Source organism: Propioniciclava soli, from assembly GCF_014858005.1.
GTDB lineage: Bacteria > Actinomycetota > Actinomycetes > Propionibacteriales > Propionibacteriaceae > Propioniciclava > Propioniciclava soli.
Genome location: NZ_JACYOT010000018.1, coordinates 15,541 through 30,553 on the forward strand (window position 1 = coordinate 15,541; position 15,013 = coordinate 30,553).

Annotated in this window: 13 protein-coding genes; 7 read left to right on the forward strand and 6 right to left on the reverse strand. The window is 71.2% G+C overall.

Annotation, left to right across the window (positions count from 1 at the left end; translation table 11 throughout):
* Positions 1 to 9: 9 nt before the first annotated feature.
* Genes IFY26_RS14915 through IFY26_RS14930 form a run of 4 tightly spaced genes read left to right on the forward strand, consistent with a single transcriptional unit; the run spans position 10 to position 4,388 of the window.
* Entirely contained in the window at positions 10 to 969 is a 960-nt protein-coding gene (locus tag IFY26_RS14915) for a branched-chain amino acid ABC transporter permease (RefSeq protein WP_232549799.1), read from the forward strand.
* The gene (locus IFY26_RS14920) at positions 966 to 2,729 is read left to right on the forward strand and encodes a branched-chain amino acid ABC transporter permease (RefSeq protein ID WP_232549800.1); all 1,764 of its coding nucleotides are present in this window, start codon (positions 966 to 968) and stop codon (positions 2,727 to 2,729) included. The genes IFY26_RS14915 and IFY26_RS14920 overlap by 4 nt, the downstream gene beginning before the upstream one ends.
* Positions 2,726 to 3,685 carry an ABC transporter ATP-binding protein gene (locus IFY26_RS14925; RefSeq protein ID WP_232549801.1) on the forward strand — a complete coding sequence of 320 codons (960 nt, stop codon included), beginning with the start codon at positions 2,726 to 2,728 and terminating at the stop codon, positions 3,683 to 3,685. The genes IFY26_RS14920 and IFY26_RS14925 overlap by 4 nt, the downstream gene beginning before the upstream one ends.
* Positions 3,678 to 4,388 carry an ABC transporter ATP-binding protein gene (locus IFY26_RS14930; RefSeq protein ID WP_232549802.1) on the forward strand — a complete coding sequence of 237 codons (711 nt, stop codon included), beginning with the start codon at positions 3,678 to 3,680 and terminating at the stop codon, positions 4,386 to 4,388. The genes IFY26_RS14925 and IFY26_RS14930 overlap by 8 nt, the downstream gene beginning before the upstream one ends.
* Positions 4,389 to 4,537: 149 nt before the next feature.
* Here IFY26_RS14930 and codA read toward each other — a convergent pair whose 3' ends face one another.
* From codA to IFY26_RS14950, 4 genes are all read right to left on the reverse strand, one after another.
* Positions 4,538 to 5,773: a cytosine deaminase gene (gene codA, locus IFY26_RS14935; RefSeq protein WP_232549803.1), complete on the reverse strand. Its 1,236-nt coding sequence runs from the start codon at positions 5,771 to 5,773 to the stop codon at positions 4,538 to 4,540.
* A 4-nt stretch (positions 5,774 to 5,777) separates the two neighbouring features.
* Positions 5,778 to 7,073, reverse strand: a complete 1,296-nt coding sequence (gene codB, locus IFY26_RS14940; protein ID WP_232549804.1) for a cytosine permease — start codon at positions 7,071 to 7,073, stop codon at positions 5,778 to 5,780.
* 93 nt (positions 7,074 to 7,166) lie between these two features.
* A complete protein-coding gene (locus IFY26_RS14945) occupies positions 7,167 to 7,304 on the reverse strand; it encodes a hypothetical protein (RefSeq protein ID WP_232549805.1) in 138 nt (45 codons plus the stop codon).
* 125 nt (positions 7,305 to 7,429) lie between these two features.
* Positions 7,430 to 8,071, reverse strand: coding sequence for a TetR/AcrR family transcriptional regulator (locus IFY26_RS14950; RefSeq protein WP_232549806.1), 642 nt, complete (start codon positions 8,069 to 8,071; stop codon positions 7,430 to 7,432).
* A 91-nt stretch (positions 8,072 to 8,162) separates the two neighbouring features.
* Between IFY26_RS14950 and IFY26_RS14955 the strand changes: the two genes are divergently transcribed.
* Positions 8,163 to 9,020 (forward strand): SDR family NAD(P)-dependent oxidoreductase, encoded by an 858-nt coding sequence (locus tag IFY26_RS14955; RefSeq protein WP_232549807.1) that lies wholly within the window; start codon positions 8,163 to 8,165, stop codon positions 9,018 to 9,020.
* Positions 9,021 to 9,102: 82 nt separating this feature from the next.
* Positions 9,103 to 10,137 carry an aldo/keto reductase gene (locus IFY26_RS14960; protein WP_232549808.1) on the forward strand — a complete coding sequence of 345 codons (1,035 nt, stop codon included), beginning with the start codon at positions 9,103 to 9,105 and terminating at the stop codon, positions 10,135 to 10,137.
* 112 nt (positions 10,138 to 10,249) lie between these two features.
* On the opposite strand, the gene IFY26_RS14965 is transcribed toward IFY26_RS14960, so the two are convergent.
* Positions 10,250 to 11,143 (reverse strand): SDR family oxidoreductase, encoded by an 894-nt coding sequence (locus IFY26_RS14965; protein ID WP_232549809.1) that lies wholly within the window; start codon positions 11,141 to 11,143, stop codon positions 10,250 to 10,252.
* Between the two features lie 185 nt (positions 11,144 to 11,328).
* Here IFY26_RS14965 and IFY26_RS14970 point away from each other — a divergent pair, with 185 nt between their 5' ends.
* Positions 11,329 to 12,606: a mechanosensitive ion channel family protein gene (locus IFY26_RS14970; protein ID WP_232549810.1), complete on the forward strand. Its 1,278-nt coding sequence runs from the start codon at positions 11,329 to 11,331 to the stop codon at positions 12,604 to 12,606.
* 31 nt (positions 12,607 to 12,637) lie between these two features.
* Here IFY26_RS14970 and IFY26_RS14975 read toward each other — a convergent pair whose 3' ends face one another.
* Positions 12,638 to 15,013 carry a heavy metal translocating P-type ATPase gene (locus tag IFY26_RS14975; RefSeq protein WP_269779606.1) on the reverse strand — a complete coding sequence of 792 codons (2,376 nt, stop codon included), beginning with the start codon at positions 15,011 to 15,013 and terminating at the stop codon, positions 12,638 to 12,640.

Consider the following 15,013-nt stretch of genomic DNA (forward strand, 5'->3'; position numbering starts at 1 on the left):
AGGAGACCGATGGACCTTTTCCTCCAGCAGTTGGTGAACGGGCTGAGCCTGGGAGCGCTGTACGCGCTCATCGCCGTCGGCTACACCGTCGTGTACGGCATCGTCCAACTCATCAACTTCGCCCACGGGGAGATCTTCATGGTGGGCGCGTTCGGGGCGTACACCACGTGGATGCTCATGGGTGCCCCCGCCAGCCTGAGCGTCGGGATCGCCCTGGGCGTCGTGCTGCCGGCCATGCTGCTGGGCGGCATCGTGACGTCGGTGACCGTGGCGCTGCTCATGGAGCGGCTGGCGTACCGTCCGCTGCGCAGCGCGCCGCGCCTCGCGCCGCTGATCTCGGCGATTGGCATCTCGATCGCGCTGCAGGAGGCCGTCCGCCTCTTCTACGGCCGCATCCCGGGTTTTCCGGACAGCCGTCGGGCCATCCCGTTCCCGGTCATCGAGGGCATCACCGGCCGCACGGTGCAGTTCGGCGGCCTCACGATCCAGTACTCCGCACTGTTCACCCTGGGCGCGCTGGCGGTCTGCACGGTGCTGCTGTGGTGGTTCGTCAACAAGACCCGCATGGGCCGGGCGATGCAGGCCACGAGCCAGGACGCCGACACCAGCCGCCTCATGGGCATCAACGTCGACCGGGCCATCGCGACGGCCTTCGCGGTGGGCGCGGCGCTGGCGGCAGTCGCCGGGCTGGCGCACGGGCTGCGCTACAACAACATCGACCCGCTGATGGGCTTCCTCTCCGGGTTGAAGGCGTTCACCGCCGCCGTGCTCGGCGGCATCGGCAACATCAACGGCGCCGTGGTCGGCGGCCTGACGCTCGGGGTCGTCGAGGCCATGGCCACGACCTTCATCCCCGGCCAGTTCGGCAGCTCGGCCTGGAAGGACGTGTGGGCGTTCGTCCTGCTCATCCTCGTGCTCGTGTTCCGGCCACAAGGCCTCCTCGGTGCGAAGGTGGTGGATCGCGCATGAACCGGCCCGCGTTTCTCGCCTCCTTCGAGCGGTTTGCCGCTCCTGGACGCCTCGTCGCGCTGGTCGGCACGGCGCTGCTGCTCGCGGCCCCGATGCTGCCCTGGGCCTACCGCCCCGCGCTCGACGACATGACCTTCTGGTTCGCCCCCTCGCCCCTGCAGTGGTGCGGCCTGGCGCTCACCGTCGTGCTGCTGGCCTGCCTGGTGCTCGGGTGGGTCGTCCGCCCCCAGGGACGCCGCAGCCTCGGCCGCCGGCTCAACTTCAACCGCGGCGCCCGCGCCGCCGCGATCGCGCTGCTGGCGTTCGTCGCGGTCGTGTTGGTGGCCAGCGCGCTGGAGCTGGCCGGGCTGGTCGCGCTCGAACCGGGCGGTTGGCTCGCCCTGGCCGGCGCCATGCTGGCGGCCAGCGGCGTCCTGACCCTGCCGCGCGGGGAAGAGCCCACGCTGCGCACCCTGCGCTCGCCCGCCTGGTTGCAGATCCTCGGCATCGTGCTCGCGCTGGCCTTCGTGCTGTTCGTCGCCGCCTACGGCCTCGACCTGGACGACCCCGGCGCCTTCTTCAGCTTCGGCGTCTGGGCCGGCGTGGTCGTCTGGGTGGCAGCCCAGGTGGGTCTGCTGGGCTGGCTCTCCACCGCGGCCGGGCAGAACCGGTCGGTGCTCGTGCTGAGCGCGTTCGTCGTGGCCTTCGTCTTCCCGTTCACCCAGAACGGCTCGGACGCCAACATGTCGATCGCGGCCGGCGTCCTGATCTTCGCCGCCACCGCCATGGGCCTCAACATCGTGGTGGGGCTCGCCGGCCTGCTCGACTTGGGCTACATCGCGTTCCTGGGAGCGGGCGCCTTCACCGCGGCGGTGCTCAGCGAGTCGGCGTTCGCCACCATCGGCTGGAGCCCGCCGTTCCCCATCGTCGTGCTGATCTCGGGGTGCGTCTCGGCGCTGCTGGGCCTGCTCATCGGCTCGCCCACGCTGCGCGTCTCCGGCGACTACCTGGCCATCGTGACCCTCGCGTTCGGTGAGATCTTCCGCATCTCGATGAACAACCTCGACGGCACGGACGGCCCCAACCTGACGCGCGGCTCCAACGGCATCCCGGCGATCCCGAACCTCGACTTCTTCGGCTTCGACTTCGGCTCCCCGCACGACATCTTCGGCATCACCATCGGCCGCTTCGCCAACTACTACTGGCTGCTGCTGCTCGTGATGGGCCTGATCATCCTGGTGTTCACCAACCTCAACCGGAGCCGCATCGGACGCGGCTGGGTCGCCATCCGCGAGGACGAGCGGGCCGCCGAGGCGATGGGCGTCAACACGTTCGGCCTGAAGCTGCTGGCCTTCGCCGGCGGCGCGTTCCTGGCCGGCGTCGCGGGCTCCGTGAAGGCCCACGTCGACGTCTCCGTCACGCCCGACCAGTACATCTTCCTTGAGTCGGCGTTCCTCGTCGCCGGCATCGTGCTCGGCGGCATGGGCACGGTGGGCGGCGTCCTCGTCGGCGCCACCGTGCTGAAACTGCTGCCGGAGAAGCTGCGCTTCTTCGAGGACTACCGCCTGCTGACCTTCGGGCTGCTGCTCGTGGTCATGATGCGATTCCGGCCCGAGGGGCTCATGCCGGACGAGCGGCGTCAGCTCGAGTTCCACGATGACGACGAGGAGCTCGCCGACGAGGTGGCCGACGACGTGGCTGCGCACCGTGTGGGTTCGGTCGTCGAGGGCACGTCGGCCGAGCCTGGATCCGGCGCCACCGCGAAGGGAGACCACCGATGACGGCCCACGCCCACGGAGCCTCTGCCCACCCCGCCGCCGGACGCGAGACCGGGGCGCCGGCGTCCGGCTTGCTGCAGGCGCGGGACGTGACCATGCAATTCGGCGGGCTGACCGCCGTGAACCAGGTGTCGCTCGACATCCACCGCGGCGAGATCCTCGGCCTGATCGGGCCCAACGGCGCGGGCAAGACCACGTTCTTCAACTGCCTTACCGGCATGTACCCGCCCACCTCGGGCAGCGTGCTGCTCGACGGGCAGGTGCTGCCGCCCAAGCCGCGCAAGGTGGCGGCGGCGGGGGTGTCGCGGACGTTCCAGAACATCCGGCTGTTCCACAACATGACGGCCCTGGAGAACGTGATGGTGGCGCGGTACTGCCGCACCCGGACGAACGCGCTCGACGCGATCTTCCGGCTGCCCCGTCACCGGCGGGAGGAGGTGGAGACCCGCGAGGTGTCCCAGCGGTGGCTGGAGTTCGTGGGGCTCGGCCACACCACCGACCTGCTGAGCCGCAACCTGCCCTACGGCGACCAGCGGCGCCTCGAGATCGCTCGGGCGCTCGCCCTCGAACCCAAGCTGCTGCTGCTCGACGAACCCACGGCGGGCATGAACCCGCAGGAGACGCGCGAGGCGGAGGAGCTGATCCAGCGCATCCGGGGGCTCGACATCGCCGTGCTCGTCATCGAGCACGACATGCGGTTCATCTTCAGCCTCTGCGACCGGGTCGTCTGCCTCGTGCGCGGTGAGGTGCTGGTGGAGGGGACGCCCGCGGAGGTGCAGCACGACCCCCGCGTGATCGAGGCCTACATCGGCGGCTCCGTCGACCTCCCGAACGCGGCGCCGGCGCCCGAGGCGTCCCTGGCGCACCTGCAGCCGAGCAACCCCGTGCTCGAGATGCCGCCGAACGCGGCCAACCCGATCCTCGGCGCCCGGCGCCGGCGAGGAGACCACGATGCTTGAGGTGAAGGACCTGGTGGTGGCCTACGGCCGCGTCCAGGCGGTGAAGGGCATCTCCTTCACGGTCGAGCAGGGGCAGATCGTCTCCCTGCTGGGCACGAACGGGGCGGGCAAGACGACGACGCTGCGCACCATCTCGGGGCTGTTGAAGCCGGTCTCCGGCGAGATCTGGTTCGAGGGCGAGCGGCTGGACGGCGTACCGGCCCACCAGATCGTCACGCGCGGCATCGCGCACTCGCCCGAGGGGCGCCGGCTGTTCCCGCGCATGAGCGTGGAGGACAACCTGCTGCTCGGGGCCTTCACGCGCCGGGACGCCGCGGGGGTCCGCCAGGATCTCGACCGGGTGTACGGGCTGTTCACGGTGCTGGGTGAGCGGCGCAACCAGGCGGCGGGCCTGTTCTCCGGGGGCGAGCAGCAGATGCTGGCCATCGGACGGGCCATGATGAGCCGGCCGCGGTTGCTGATGCTCGACGAACCGTCGATGGGCCTCTCGCCGATCATGACGCAGACGATCATGCGGACCATCGCCGACCTGCAGGCCGAGGGCACCACGATCCTGCTGGTGGAGCAGAACGCGCAGGCCGCGCTGCAGCTCTCCGACCGCGGCTACGTGCTGGAGGTGGGGGCGATCACGTTCTCCGACACCGGCGCCGCGCTCCTCGAGGACGACCGCGTCAAGCGGACCTATCTCGGAGTCGACCTCTGAGGTCGTGACCACCGGTCCGCAGCGGGCGTGGCGGGTTCCGACGAAAAGCTGACAGTGAGTGCGTGCTCATTCGCGCGCTGAGCGTGCCGAGGCGTGCGTCACAGAATCGAGTGTCGCCTTTATCGTCGCACCGGCCCGGCCAGGGAGCTCTAGAAGAGCGCCTCGCGCACCGCGGGCTCGGAGCGGGCGATGAGGCGTCCGTCGCGGTAGGACCGCAGCACGGGGGCGTTCCAGTTGAGCGCGTCGAACCAGCTCGGGGCGTCCAGCACGACGAAGCGGGCGGGGCGCCCCACCTCGATGCCGTAGTCATCGCCCAGGTTCAGCGTCCGTGCCGCGTTGTGGGTGACGAAGCGGTGGGAGTCGCACAGCTCGCCGTAGCCCATCTGCTGGGTGACGTACATGCCGTGGAACACCACGTCGCGCAGGTTGCCGGTGCCGAGCGGATTCCAGGGGTCCTGGATGTCGTCGGTGCCGAAGCTGACGTTGATGCCTGCCGCGGTGAGCTCCTTCACCCGCGTCACGCCGCGCCGCTTCGGGTAGGTGTCGATGCGCCCCTGCAGGTGGGTGTTGACCAGGGGGTTCGCCACGAAGTTGATGCCACTCAGCCGCAGCAGGCGCAGCAACCGCGTGAAGTAGGCGTTGTTGTAGCTGTGCATCGCCGTGGTGTGGGACGCCGTGACGCGGCTCCCCAGGCCCAGCTCGTAGGCGCGGGTCGCGAGGGTCTCCAGGCCGCGCGACGCCTCGTCGTCGATCTCGTCGCAGTGCACGTCCATGAGCAGGCCGCGCTCGTGGGCGAGATCGCAGGCGAAGTTGAGCGACTCCACCGCGTACTCCCGGGTGAACTCGAAATGGGGGATAGCACCGATGGCGTCCGCACCGAGATCGGCAGCCTTCTCCATGAGGGCCCGGCCGTCCGGGAACGAACAGATCCCCTCCTGCGGGAACGCCACGATCTGCAGCGTCACGAAGTCGGCCAGCTCCTCGCGCAGTTCGAGCAGGGCGCGCAGGGCGGTGAGGTCGGGGTCGGTGACGTCCACGTGCGTCCGGATGTACTGGACGCCGAACGTCGCCTGCTGCCGCACCACCCGGTTCACCCGGGCCTTGACGTCCGCGACGGTCAGCAGCTCCTTGCGCTCGGCCCACCGCTCGATGCCCTCGAACAGCGTCCCGGACTGGTTCCAGGCCGGCTCGCCCGCGGTGAGCACGCTGTCGAGGTGGATGTGGCTCTCCACGAACGGGGGCAGCGCGAGGCGCCCCTCGGCGTCCCAGGACTCCTCACCCTCGGACGCCGCCAGCCCGGGATCGATGGCCGCGAAGACGCCGTCGGTGACGCGGAGGTCGACGCGGCCCTCGCGCCCGGGCAGGGTGACGTTGCGGATCAGCATGGGCTCAGTTGATCACGTCGGCGTCCGCGCCGTGGCCGGAGGTGAGGGGCGCCACCTCGCGCGCGCCGCGTCCGAGCACCAGCTCGCCGATGAGGTAGCAGGCGATGGCGACGGCCATCGCGTTGATCGACGCGATGCCAACGGGCACGAACCAGCCGACCAGCCCGCCCGCGACCACGCCGACGACCGCGCCGAGGTTGACCGGGCGGGTCGGACGCACCTCGGAGAGGTACTCGGCCTTGTGGCGGAAGTAGTCAACGATGAGGATGGCGCCGATGGGCGGCAGGGCGGCGTTCAGGAACGACAGCCAGCCGACGAAGTTGTCGTAGAGCCACAGCGCGCCGAGCGTGCCAAGAATGCCGGCGACCAGCACCAGCGGGCGCTTGCGGACCTTCGTGATGTTCGCGAAGCCGAGGCCGGAGGTGTAGAGGGCGTTGTTGTTGGTGGTCCAGATGTTGGCACCGAGCACGAGCAGGGCGGGAATCGCGAGGCCCTGGGCGATCATCACGTAGAAGATGTCCTGCTGCCCGGTGAAGGCGCCGCCCACGGCGCCGAACGCGAACATCAGGGTGTTGCCGAGCAGGAACGCGATCACCGTCGTGACCACCGCGCTGCGGGCGCTGCCGGCGAAGCGGGTGAAGTTCGGCGTGGCCGTGCCGCCGGAGATGAACGAGCCGATCACCATGCCCACCGCCGTCAGCAGCGGCAGGCCGGTGGACGCGGCGAAGATGGCCTCGAGCCCGCCGCCTTCGGCGGTGGCGGTCACCATGGAGTAGGTGCCCAGGATCGCGATGAGCGGCACGGAGACGAAGCTCACGATCTCGATGGCCTTGATGCCGAAGTAGGCCGAAGCCGTCATGAGCGCGCCGGCGACCACCACGATGATCCAGGGGTTGACACCGAGCAGCTCGGCGGCGGGCAGCGCGAACATGGCCACGCCGACGCCGAACCACCCCATCTGGGTGAGCGCGATCAGCGCCGACGGCAGGAACGACCCGTGCGTGCCGAACGCGTGGTGGGCCATGAGGTCCATGCCCAGGCCGGTGCGGGCGCCGATGTGGGCGAGGAAGCCGGTGTAGACGGCCAGGATTGCCCCGCCGATCAGCACGGCCGCGACGAACCCGGCGAGGTCGAGCCCGTTGCCCAGCGTCGCGCCGACGCTCATGGACGCGGAGAAGAACGTGAACCCCAACATCACGAATCCCACCGCCCAGAAGCTGCGGCGGGCCCGCACCGGGACGGGTTCGAGGGAGTAGTCGCTGTCGGTCTCGCGGATCTCGGTGGTGGTTTCGGACGCCATGGGCTCGCCTCTCAGGGTGGTGCGGTCGGCGAGCAGGTTATCCCGTGGGCTGTTGCGGCGGTGTTTCGCGTCCACCCGAGCGGTGCGGACGGGTCAGCTGCGCAGGTACTTGATCGCCGCCGCCGCGACCAGCACGAGCACCGCGAGGTGCAGCACTCCGAAGACCAGGGCGATCAGAGGAAACGCGACTTCCATTCCGTTGGGCGTGAGCGGGCCGAGGGGGTCACCCATCAGAGGGACGTTTCGCTGGTGCGCGGCAGCCAAGCAGCCGACGGACAAATCGCGATGGGGGTGGGCGACATGGGTGGCACCTCTCTGGAGGGCGTTCGGTTTGAAGGCGTTCGGGTGGCGTCAGTCTAGGACTGCTGGCCCGCGCCGTCGAGGGGTTCGTCCCCGCGCCAAGCGGCGATGGTGCGCGTGACGAACGTGCGGGTCGCGGTGACCACGTCGGTGCTCGGATCGAGCAACCACTGCAGCCCGATGCCGTCCAGCACGGCCGTCACGAGACGGACCTCCGTCGTGATCTCAGCCGGGGTGAGGGGCCGAATGTCCCCGGCGTCGACCGCCTGGGTGAGGTGGGACGCCAGGGTGGCGAGATTGCCGGTGTAGCGGGCCTGGACGAACGCGTGCGCGGGGTGGTCGGCGCTGGACGCCTCGGCGGCGATCGTGGTGAACAGCTCCAGCAGGCCGCGGTGGTGCACGTGCCCGGCCATCACGTCGGGGAGGCGGCGGAAGTAGTCGAGCCCCACCACGTCGGCCAGATTCCCCGCAACGGTCTGGCGATCCCATTCGGCCAGGACGGCCGTGAGCAGGCCCTCCTTGCTGCCGAAGTGCTGCAGCAGCGTGGCGTGGGACACGCCCACGCGCTCGGCGATCGTGCGCACCGACCCGCCCGCAAAGCCCGCCTCCCCGAACACGTCGATCGCGGCGGCCACGATCTGCTCACGGCGGCGGATGCCGGCGCGGTAGGGGCCTCGGGGCTTGCGGGTGCCAGTCACGCCGCTCATTGTCCCCCCTCCGGTTCTGGACGAAAACCTACCATCTGGTTATAGTATTGCTGTAGACGCAGCCGAGACAGGGGAGATCATCGTGAGCACCGATTCGCAGGTGTGGTTCATCACCGGCGCAGGGCGGGGGATGGGGTTGCACTTCGTCCGGGCGGCGCTGGCAGCCGGGCATCGCGTCGTCGCCACCGGACGCGAGCCCGACGCCGTCCGCCGTGCCCTGGCCGAACAGGAGCAGGCCGAGGACGATCTGCTGGTGACCCGGCTCGATGTCACCGAGCCGGCTGAGGCGAGCGCGGCCGTCGAGGAGGCGGTGGCGCGGTTCGGCCGCATCGACGTGCTGGTCAACAACGCCGCGACCTTCCACGGTGGATACTTCGAGGAGCTGACGCCCGAGGAGATCGCCGACCAGCTCGCCACCACCCTGGTAGGCCCGATGAACGTCACCCGCGCCGTGCTGCCGGTGATGCGCCGGCAGCGGTCCGGGCACGTCTTGTCCATCTCCTCGGGGGCAGGGCTGGCCGGCTTCGAGTTCAACTCGGCCTACTCCGCCGCCAAGTTCGGGCTCGAGGGGTGGATGGAGGCGCTGCAGCCGGAGGTGGAACCGTTCGGCATCCACACCACCATCGTGAATCCCGGCTTCTTCCGCACTGAGCTCCTCACCCCCGACTCGGCCACCTTCGCCGCCCCCTCCATCGCGGACTACGCGGAGCGCCACGCCCAGCAGGTGCAGCAGTACCAGGACATGAACGGCCACCAGGAAGGCGACCCCGCCAAGCTGGCCCAGGCGCTGCTCACCCTCGCCGCCCTGCCGGAGCCGCCGCGTAGGTTCATCGCGCTCGCGGCGATCCTCGCGGTGGCCGAGCAGAAGGCCGCCACGCTCCGCGCCCAGGCCGAGGCCCACCGGGAGCTCTCCAGCTCCCTCGCGTTCGAGGACGCCTGACGCGCCGACCGCGTCCCCCTTCGGCCTCCGACCACCGACCAAGCCCCCCGTACCAAGCCCTCCCCGCAACCAAGGAGTCCTGATGCAGTACCGAATCCTCGGCACCACCGGCGTGCGGGTGTCGACCATCTGCCTCGGCACCGCGACCTTCGGCGTCGCTCCCACGGCCCAGGACGCCGACCGGGTCGTCGGCGCCGCGTCCGATCTGGGCATCAACTTTGTCGACACCGCCGATGTGTACGGCCACATGCCGGTGTTCGACCGCCCCGGCGCCCCGGCCGCGGCCGACCGCGAGCCGGCCGAGACCATCCTGGGACGCGCCCTGCGCGGCCGCCGCGACGACTGGGTGGTGGCCACCAAGTCGAACGGGATCGTCGGCCACGGCGTCAACGACCGCGGCCTGTCGCGCCGCCACATCATCCGCCAGGTCGAGGAGAGCCTCCGCCGGCTCGGCACCGACTACATCGACCTGTACTACGCCCACGACCCCGACCCGGACACACCCCTCGAGCAGACGCTCGCCGCCTACGACGACCTCATCCGGCAGGGCAAGATCCGCAGCGTCGGCTTGTCCAACCATCCGGCGTGGCAGGTCGTCCAGGCCCTGTGGATTGCCGATGACCGCCGGCTGAACGCCCCCGTCGCGGCCCAGGTGAAGTACAGCCTGGTCGATCGGACCGCCGAGCAGGAACTGGGCCCGGCGTGCGACCGCTTCGGCATCTCGATCGTCCCTTATGCCCCCCTGCACGGCGGGCTGCTCGCCGACCTGGCGGTGCTCGACCGGCCCGTCTCGGGCGACCAGCGCTTCCAGGGCGCCGGCTTCCCCGAGGCGGAGGTCGCGCTGGCCCGCGAGGTCGACCGGCTGAGCCGGGAGTGGGGCTTGGAGCCGTTCCAGACCTCGTTGGCCTGGCTGCTCTCCCGCCCCGCGGTGACGTCCGCGATCGTCGGCGCCGAGTCCGTCGACGAGCTCCGCGCCAACGCGTCCGCCGCCGACATCCGGCTCGAACCCGAACAGCTCGACGCCCTGACCGATCTCGCGCTGCAGCGCCCGCCCTTCGAGCACCGGGCCGGGGACGGCCCCGCGCGTCCGGCCGGCGAGGCGGACGCCGGCGCCTGAGCTGCCCCGGGCACGCGCACGGGCCGGACGCGAAGGCGTCCGGCCCGTGGTGGGGTGTGCGGGGGTGGGTGGGTCGCACCCTCTGGGTGGGTGGGTCTTGGCGGGGTGAGCCTTACGGCGTGGGGGAGCCGCCGTTGACGTTCAGGGTCTCGCCGAGGACGTAGCTCGACTCCTGCGACGCGAGGAACACGTACGCCGGCGCGAGCTCGGCGGGCTGGCCACCGCGTCCGATCGGGGTCGACTGGCCGAACTCGACCAGCTTCTCCATCGGCTGCCCGTAGGTGGGCTGCAGCGGCGTCCAGATCGGGCCCGGGGCGACCGCGTTGACGCGGATGCCCTTGGCGGCGAGCTGCTGGGCGAGGCCCTTGGTGAAGTTGTTGATCGCGCTCTTCGTGGTGGCGTAGTCGAGCAGGTTCGGCGACGGGTTGTACGCCTGGATCGACGTGGTGTTGATGATCGCCGACCCGGCCGGCAGGTGCTCCACCGCGGCCTTCGTGATCCAGAACATCGCGTAGATGTTCGTCTTCATCGTGTGGTCGAACTGCTCGTCGGTGATGTCGGCGATGTCGTCGACCGACACCTGCTTGCCGCCGTTGTTGACGAGGATGTCGAGCCCGCCGAACTCCTTGACGGTCTTCTCGACGATGTCCACGCAGTACTCGCGGTCCTTGAGGTCGCCGGGCAGGGCGAGCGCCTTGCGGCCGGCCTTCTCGATGAGCGCGATGATCTTCTCGGCGTCCGGCTCCTCCTCGGGGAGGTAGCTGATGGCCACGTCGGCGCCCTCACGGGCGAACGCGATCGCGGTGGCCGCGCCGATGCCGGAGTCGCCACCGGTGATGAGGGCCTTGCGGCCCTCGAGGCGTCCGGTGCCGCGGTAGCTGTCCGCGCCCAGGTCGGCGAGGGGCTTGAGGTCGCGGTCGAGGCCCGGCTCGGGCTGCGTCTGCTCCGGCGGGGAGATCTTCTCGTACTGCGTCACGGGATTCTGGAAGCTGTACTGGTCTGCCATACCCCCCACGCTACTCGTCGGGGCGCCGCCGGAACTCCCCCCAAAGGGCACATCTGCGACGCCCTCGACCGGCACCGTGCGGAGGCTGCGTGGGGGCCGTCCCGGCTGGTGCGCGGGGAGCGAGGTGCAGCCGCGGGGTGGTCGGCGGGGCGACTCCACCGCGGGGCCGGGTTAGTCTCGATCGGGTGGAGAACGAAACCGGCGAGGTGGTCATCGATGTGCTCAGCGTGCTGCTGTACGCGACGGCCGGGTTGGCGCTCGGGCTGCTGCTGTCCTTCCTCCTCACCCTCGCGGTGGCGCTGCTGCGCCGGCGGCGTCCGGGCCTGACCCACGTCTCGCTGCGGCTGCGCGTGCCGCAGCGGGTGTTCTTCGCGGTGCTCGGCGTGGGCGTGGGGCTGCTGGTCGGCACCAGCGCGCAGGTGCTGGGCGAGCAGTGGGACGACTACGCGACCCTGCAGCACGGGGTGTTGATCGCGGTGATCCTGGCGGGGGCGCAGCTCGCCGCCGGCCTGCTCCGCGCCGTGGAGGACTCGGTGAACGCCCGTCGGGCCCGCACGGGCGCCCACGGCGACGCCCTGCGCGTCCGCACCCAGCTGCAGATGGTGCGCCGGGTCGGTGTCGCCCTGGTGTGGCTGGTTGCGATCGCATCGGTGCTGCTGACGTTCGACGCCTTCCGCGCCATCGGGGCGTCGGTGTTCGCGTCCGCCGGCATCCTCTCGATCGTGGCCGGCCTGGCCGCCCAGTCGTCGCTGAGCAACATCTTCGCGGGCCTGCAGATCGCCTTCTCGGACGCCCTCCGCGTGGGCGACACCGTGGTGATGGAGGGGGAGACCTCGCGGGTGGAGGAGATCACGCTCACCTACGTGGTGCTCCGCGTGTGGGACGGGCGCCGCCTCGTCGTGCCGTCCACCCTGTTCACCGCGCAGTCGTTCGAGAACTGGACGAAGACCGACCCGGCGCAGCTCGGCGCCGTGATGTTCGATCTCGACTGGCTCGTGCCCGTGGAGGCATTCCGCTCCGAGGCGCTGCGACTCGTGGAGGGCAACCCGCTGTGGGACGGTCAGACCGCCGGCGTGCAGGTGACCGACAGCCAGAACGGGCACGTCGAGCTGCGGTTGCTCGTGTCGGCCCGCAACTCCGACGACCTGTGGAACCTGCGCTGCCAGCTGCGCGAGGATCTCGTACTCTGGCTGCAGACCGATGCCTCCTACGCCCTGCCGCGCACCCGCCTGGAGCCCGAGCCCACCTCGGCACCGCCCAAGCCCGTCCGCGACCAACTGGTCGAGGAGACCCGCGAAGCCCTGCGCGCCGAGCGGGCCGCGCTGATCGCGGCCGCACCGCCCGCCGAGCCGGAGCCCACGCCCGAGCCGGAGCACGCCCACGGCCTGGGGTGGCCGTCCCTGCGCTGGTTCCGCCGCCGCGACCGTCGCGCGGAGGCCGACCCGGCGGAGCCGGACGCCTGAGCCTCGCCACTGAGCCCGGTCGGCGCAGGCGTCAGGTCAGCGACTGCGCCCGCAGCCGCAGGGCGTTGCCGATCACGGAGACCGACGACAGCGCCATCGCCGCGGCCGCCAGGATCGGTGAGAGCAGCAGCCCGGTGAACGGGTAGAGCACGCCCGCGGCGATGGGGATGCCGGCCGCGTTGTAGACGAACGCGAACACCAGGTTCTGCCGGATGTTGCGCATCGTCATGGCGGAGAGGGCGCGGGCCGTCACGATGCCGGTCAGGTCGCCGCGCAGCAGCGTCACGCCGGCCGACTCGATCGCCACGTCGGTGCCGGACGACATCGCCAGGCCGACGTCGGCCGCGGCCAGGGCCGGGGCGTCGTTGACGCCGTCGCCCGCCATCGCCACCACGCGACCCTCCCCGCGCAGCCGCTCGACGACCGCGGCCTTCTGGTCGGGCATCACCTCGGCCTCGACCTCGTCGATCCCCAGGCCGGATGCCACGGCCCGCGCGGTCGTCGCGTTGTCGCCGGTCAGCATGACGACACGGATGCCGTCCTCCCGCAGCGCGGCGAGCGCGGCGGGGGTGGATTCCTTGACCCGGTCGGCGATCACGAGCAGGCCCGCGAGGGAGCCGTCCACGGCGGCGTACACCACCGTGGCGCCCTCGCCGCGGAGCCGGTCGGCGTCCGCGTCCAGGGCCGCGGTGTCGACGCCGTCGGAGCGCAGGTGGGTGCTGGTGCCCAGCCGGACGCCGCGGCCGTCGACCGTGCCGGTGACGCCGCGGCCGGCGGGGGCGTCGAAGTCCGCCACACCGGGCAGCTCCAGGCCTCGCTCGGAGGCCGCCTCGACGACCGCGCGGGCCAGCGGGTGCTCCGAGGCGTTCTCGACGGCGGCGGCCAGCCGCAGCAGCTCATCCTCGGTGAGGCCCGCACCGGGCGCCACGACGACCTGCGTCAGCGCGGGGCGTCCCTCGGTGAGGGTGCCGGTCTTGTCGACCACGAGGGTGTCGACCTTCTCCATGCGCTCGAGCGCCTCGGCGTTCTTGATGAGGACGCCCTCGCGCGCGCCGCGTCCGACGCCGACCATGATCGACATGGGGGTCGCCAGCCCGAGCGCGCAGGGGCACGCGATGATGAGGACGCTGACCGCGACCACGAGGGCGTGGGCCAGCCGGGGGTCGGGCCCGACGAGCGCCCAGACGACGAACGCCAGCACCGCGACCCCGAGGACGACGGGGACGAACACGCCGGAGACCTTGTCGGCCATCCGCTGGATCGGGGCGCGGGAGCGCTGCGCGTCGGCGACCATGGCGACGATGCGGGCGAGCATGGTGTCGCGGCCGATCTTCTCGGCGGTCACGAGCAGCGAGCCGGTCTGGTTGAGCGTGCCGCCGATGACGGTGTCGCCCACCTCCTTTGTGACCGGCATCGACTCGCCCGTCACCATCGACTCGTCCAGCGTCGAGCGGCCCTCGACCACCGAGCCGTCCACCGGCACCTGCTCGCCCGGGCGGACGCGGAGCCGGTCGCCGAGACGCACCTCGTCCAGCGGCACCTCGGCCTCGCCGTCGTCGGTGACGCGGCGGGCCGTCTGCGGGGTCAGGTCGAGCAGCGCCCGGATCGCACCGGAGGTCGCCTCACGGGCGCGCAGCTCCAGCACCTGGCCGAGCAGCACGAGGGTGGTGATGACCGCGGCGGCCTCGAAGTAGACCGCCACCGTGCCGTGCTGGTCGCGGAAGGCGTCCGGGAAGATGCCGGGCGCCAGCGTCGCCACCGTGCTGTACAGCCAGGCCACGCCGGTGCCCATGGCGACCAGCGTGAACATGTTGAGGCTGCGGGCGCGCACCGACGCGACGCCGCGCACGAAGAAGGGCCAGCCGGCCCACAGCACCACCGGGGTGGCGAGCGCGAACTGCACCCACACCGAGACGCGCGCATCCACCGCCGCCGCGATGGCCGGCACCAGGTGCGAGCCCATCTCCAGGGCGAAGACGGGCAAGGAGAGCGCCAGGGCGATCCAGAACCGGCGGGTCATGTCGGCCAGCTCGGGGCTCGGGCCGGAATCCGCCGTCACCGTGACCGGCTCCAGCGCCATGCCGCACAGCGGGCAGGAGCCCGGGTGGTCCTGGCGGACCTCCGGGTGCATGGGGCACGTCCACTCATCGGCGTCGACGGCGGACGCCTCGGCCTGCACGGCAGGGTCGGCGTGGCTGGCATGGCCGGCGGGACCGCCGGCGTGGGCGTCCGGATCGGCCAGGAACGTCTCCTTGCACCCGGCCGAGCAGAAGTGGTGGGTGACGCCGTCGTGGACGGCGTGGTGGTCGGTGGCGCGGGGGTCCACCGTCATGCCGCACACCGGGTCGAGGACGGCCTCGGGGTCGCGCTGGTCGGCGCCGGAGTGGGTGTGCTGGTGTTCGGACAT

Excerpts from the sequence above, each read along its gene's own strand:
- IFY26_RS14915 (WP_232549799.1), top strand. The coding sequence starts at position 10 with ATGGACCTTTTCCTCCAGCAGTTGGTGAACGGGCTGAGCCTGGGAGCG.
- IFY26_RS14920 (WP_232549800.1), top strand. The coding sequence starts at position 966 with ATGAACCGGCCCGCGTTTCTCGCCTCCTTCGAGCGGTTTGCCGCTCCT.
- IFY26_RS14925 (WP_232549801.1), top strand. The coding sequence starts at position 2,726 with ATGACGGCCCACGCCCACGGAGCCTCTGCCCACCCCGCCGCCGGACGC.
- IFY26_RS14930 (WP_232549802.1), top strand. The coding sequence starts at position 3,678 with ATGCTTGAGGTGAAGGACCTGGTGGTGGCCTACGGCCGCGTCCAGGCG.
- codA (WP_232549803.1), bottom strand. The coding sequence starts at position 5,773 with ATGCTGATCCGCAACGTCACCCTGCCCGGGCGCGAGGGCCGCGTCGAC.
- codB (WP_232549804.1), bottom strand. The coding sequence starts at position 7,073 with ATGGCGTCCGAAACCACCACCGAGATCCGCGAGACCGACAGCGACTAC.
- IFY26_RS14945 (WP_232549805.1), bottom strand. The coding sequence starts at position 7,304 with ATGGGTGACCCCCTCGGCCCGCTCACGCCCAACGGAATGGAAGTCGCG.
- IFY26_RS14960 (WP_232549808.1), top strand. The coding sequence starts at position 9,103 with ATGCAGTACCGAATCCTCGGCACCACCGGCGTGCGGGTGTCGACCATC.
- IFY26_RS14965 (WP_232549809.1), bottom strand. The coding sequence starts at position 11,143 with ATGGCAGACCAGTACAGCTTCCAGAATCCCGTGACGCAGTACGAGAAG.
- IFY26_RS14975 (WP_269779606.1), bottom strand. The coding sequence starts at position 15,013 with ATGTCCGAACACCAGCACACCCACTCCGGCGCCGACCAGCGCGACCCC.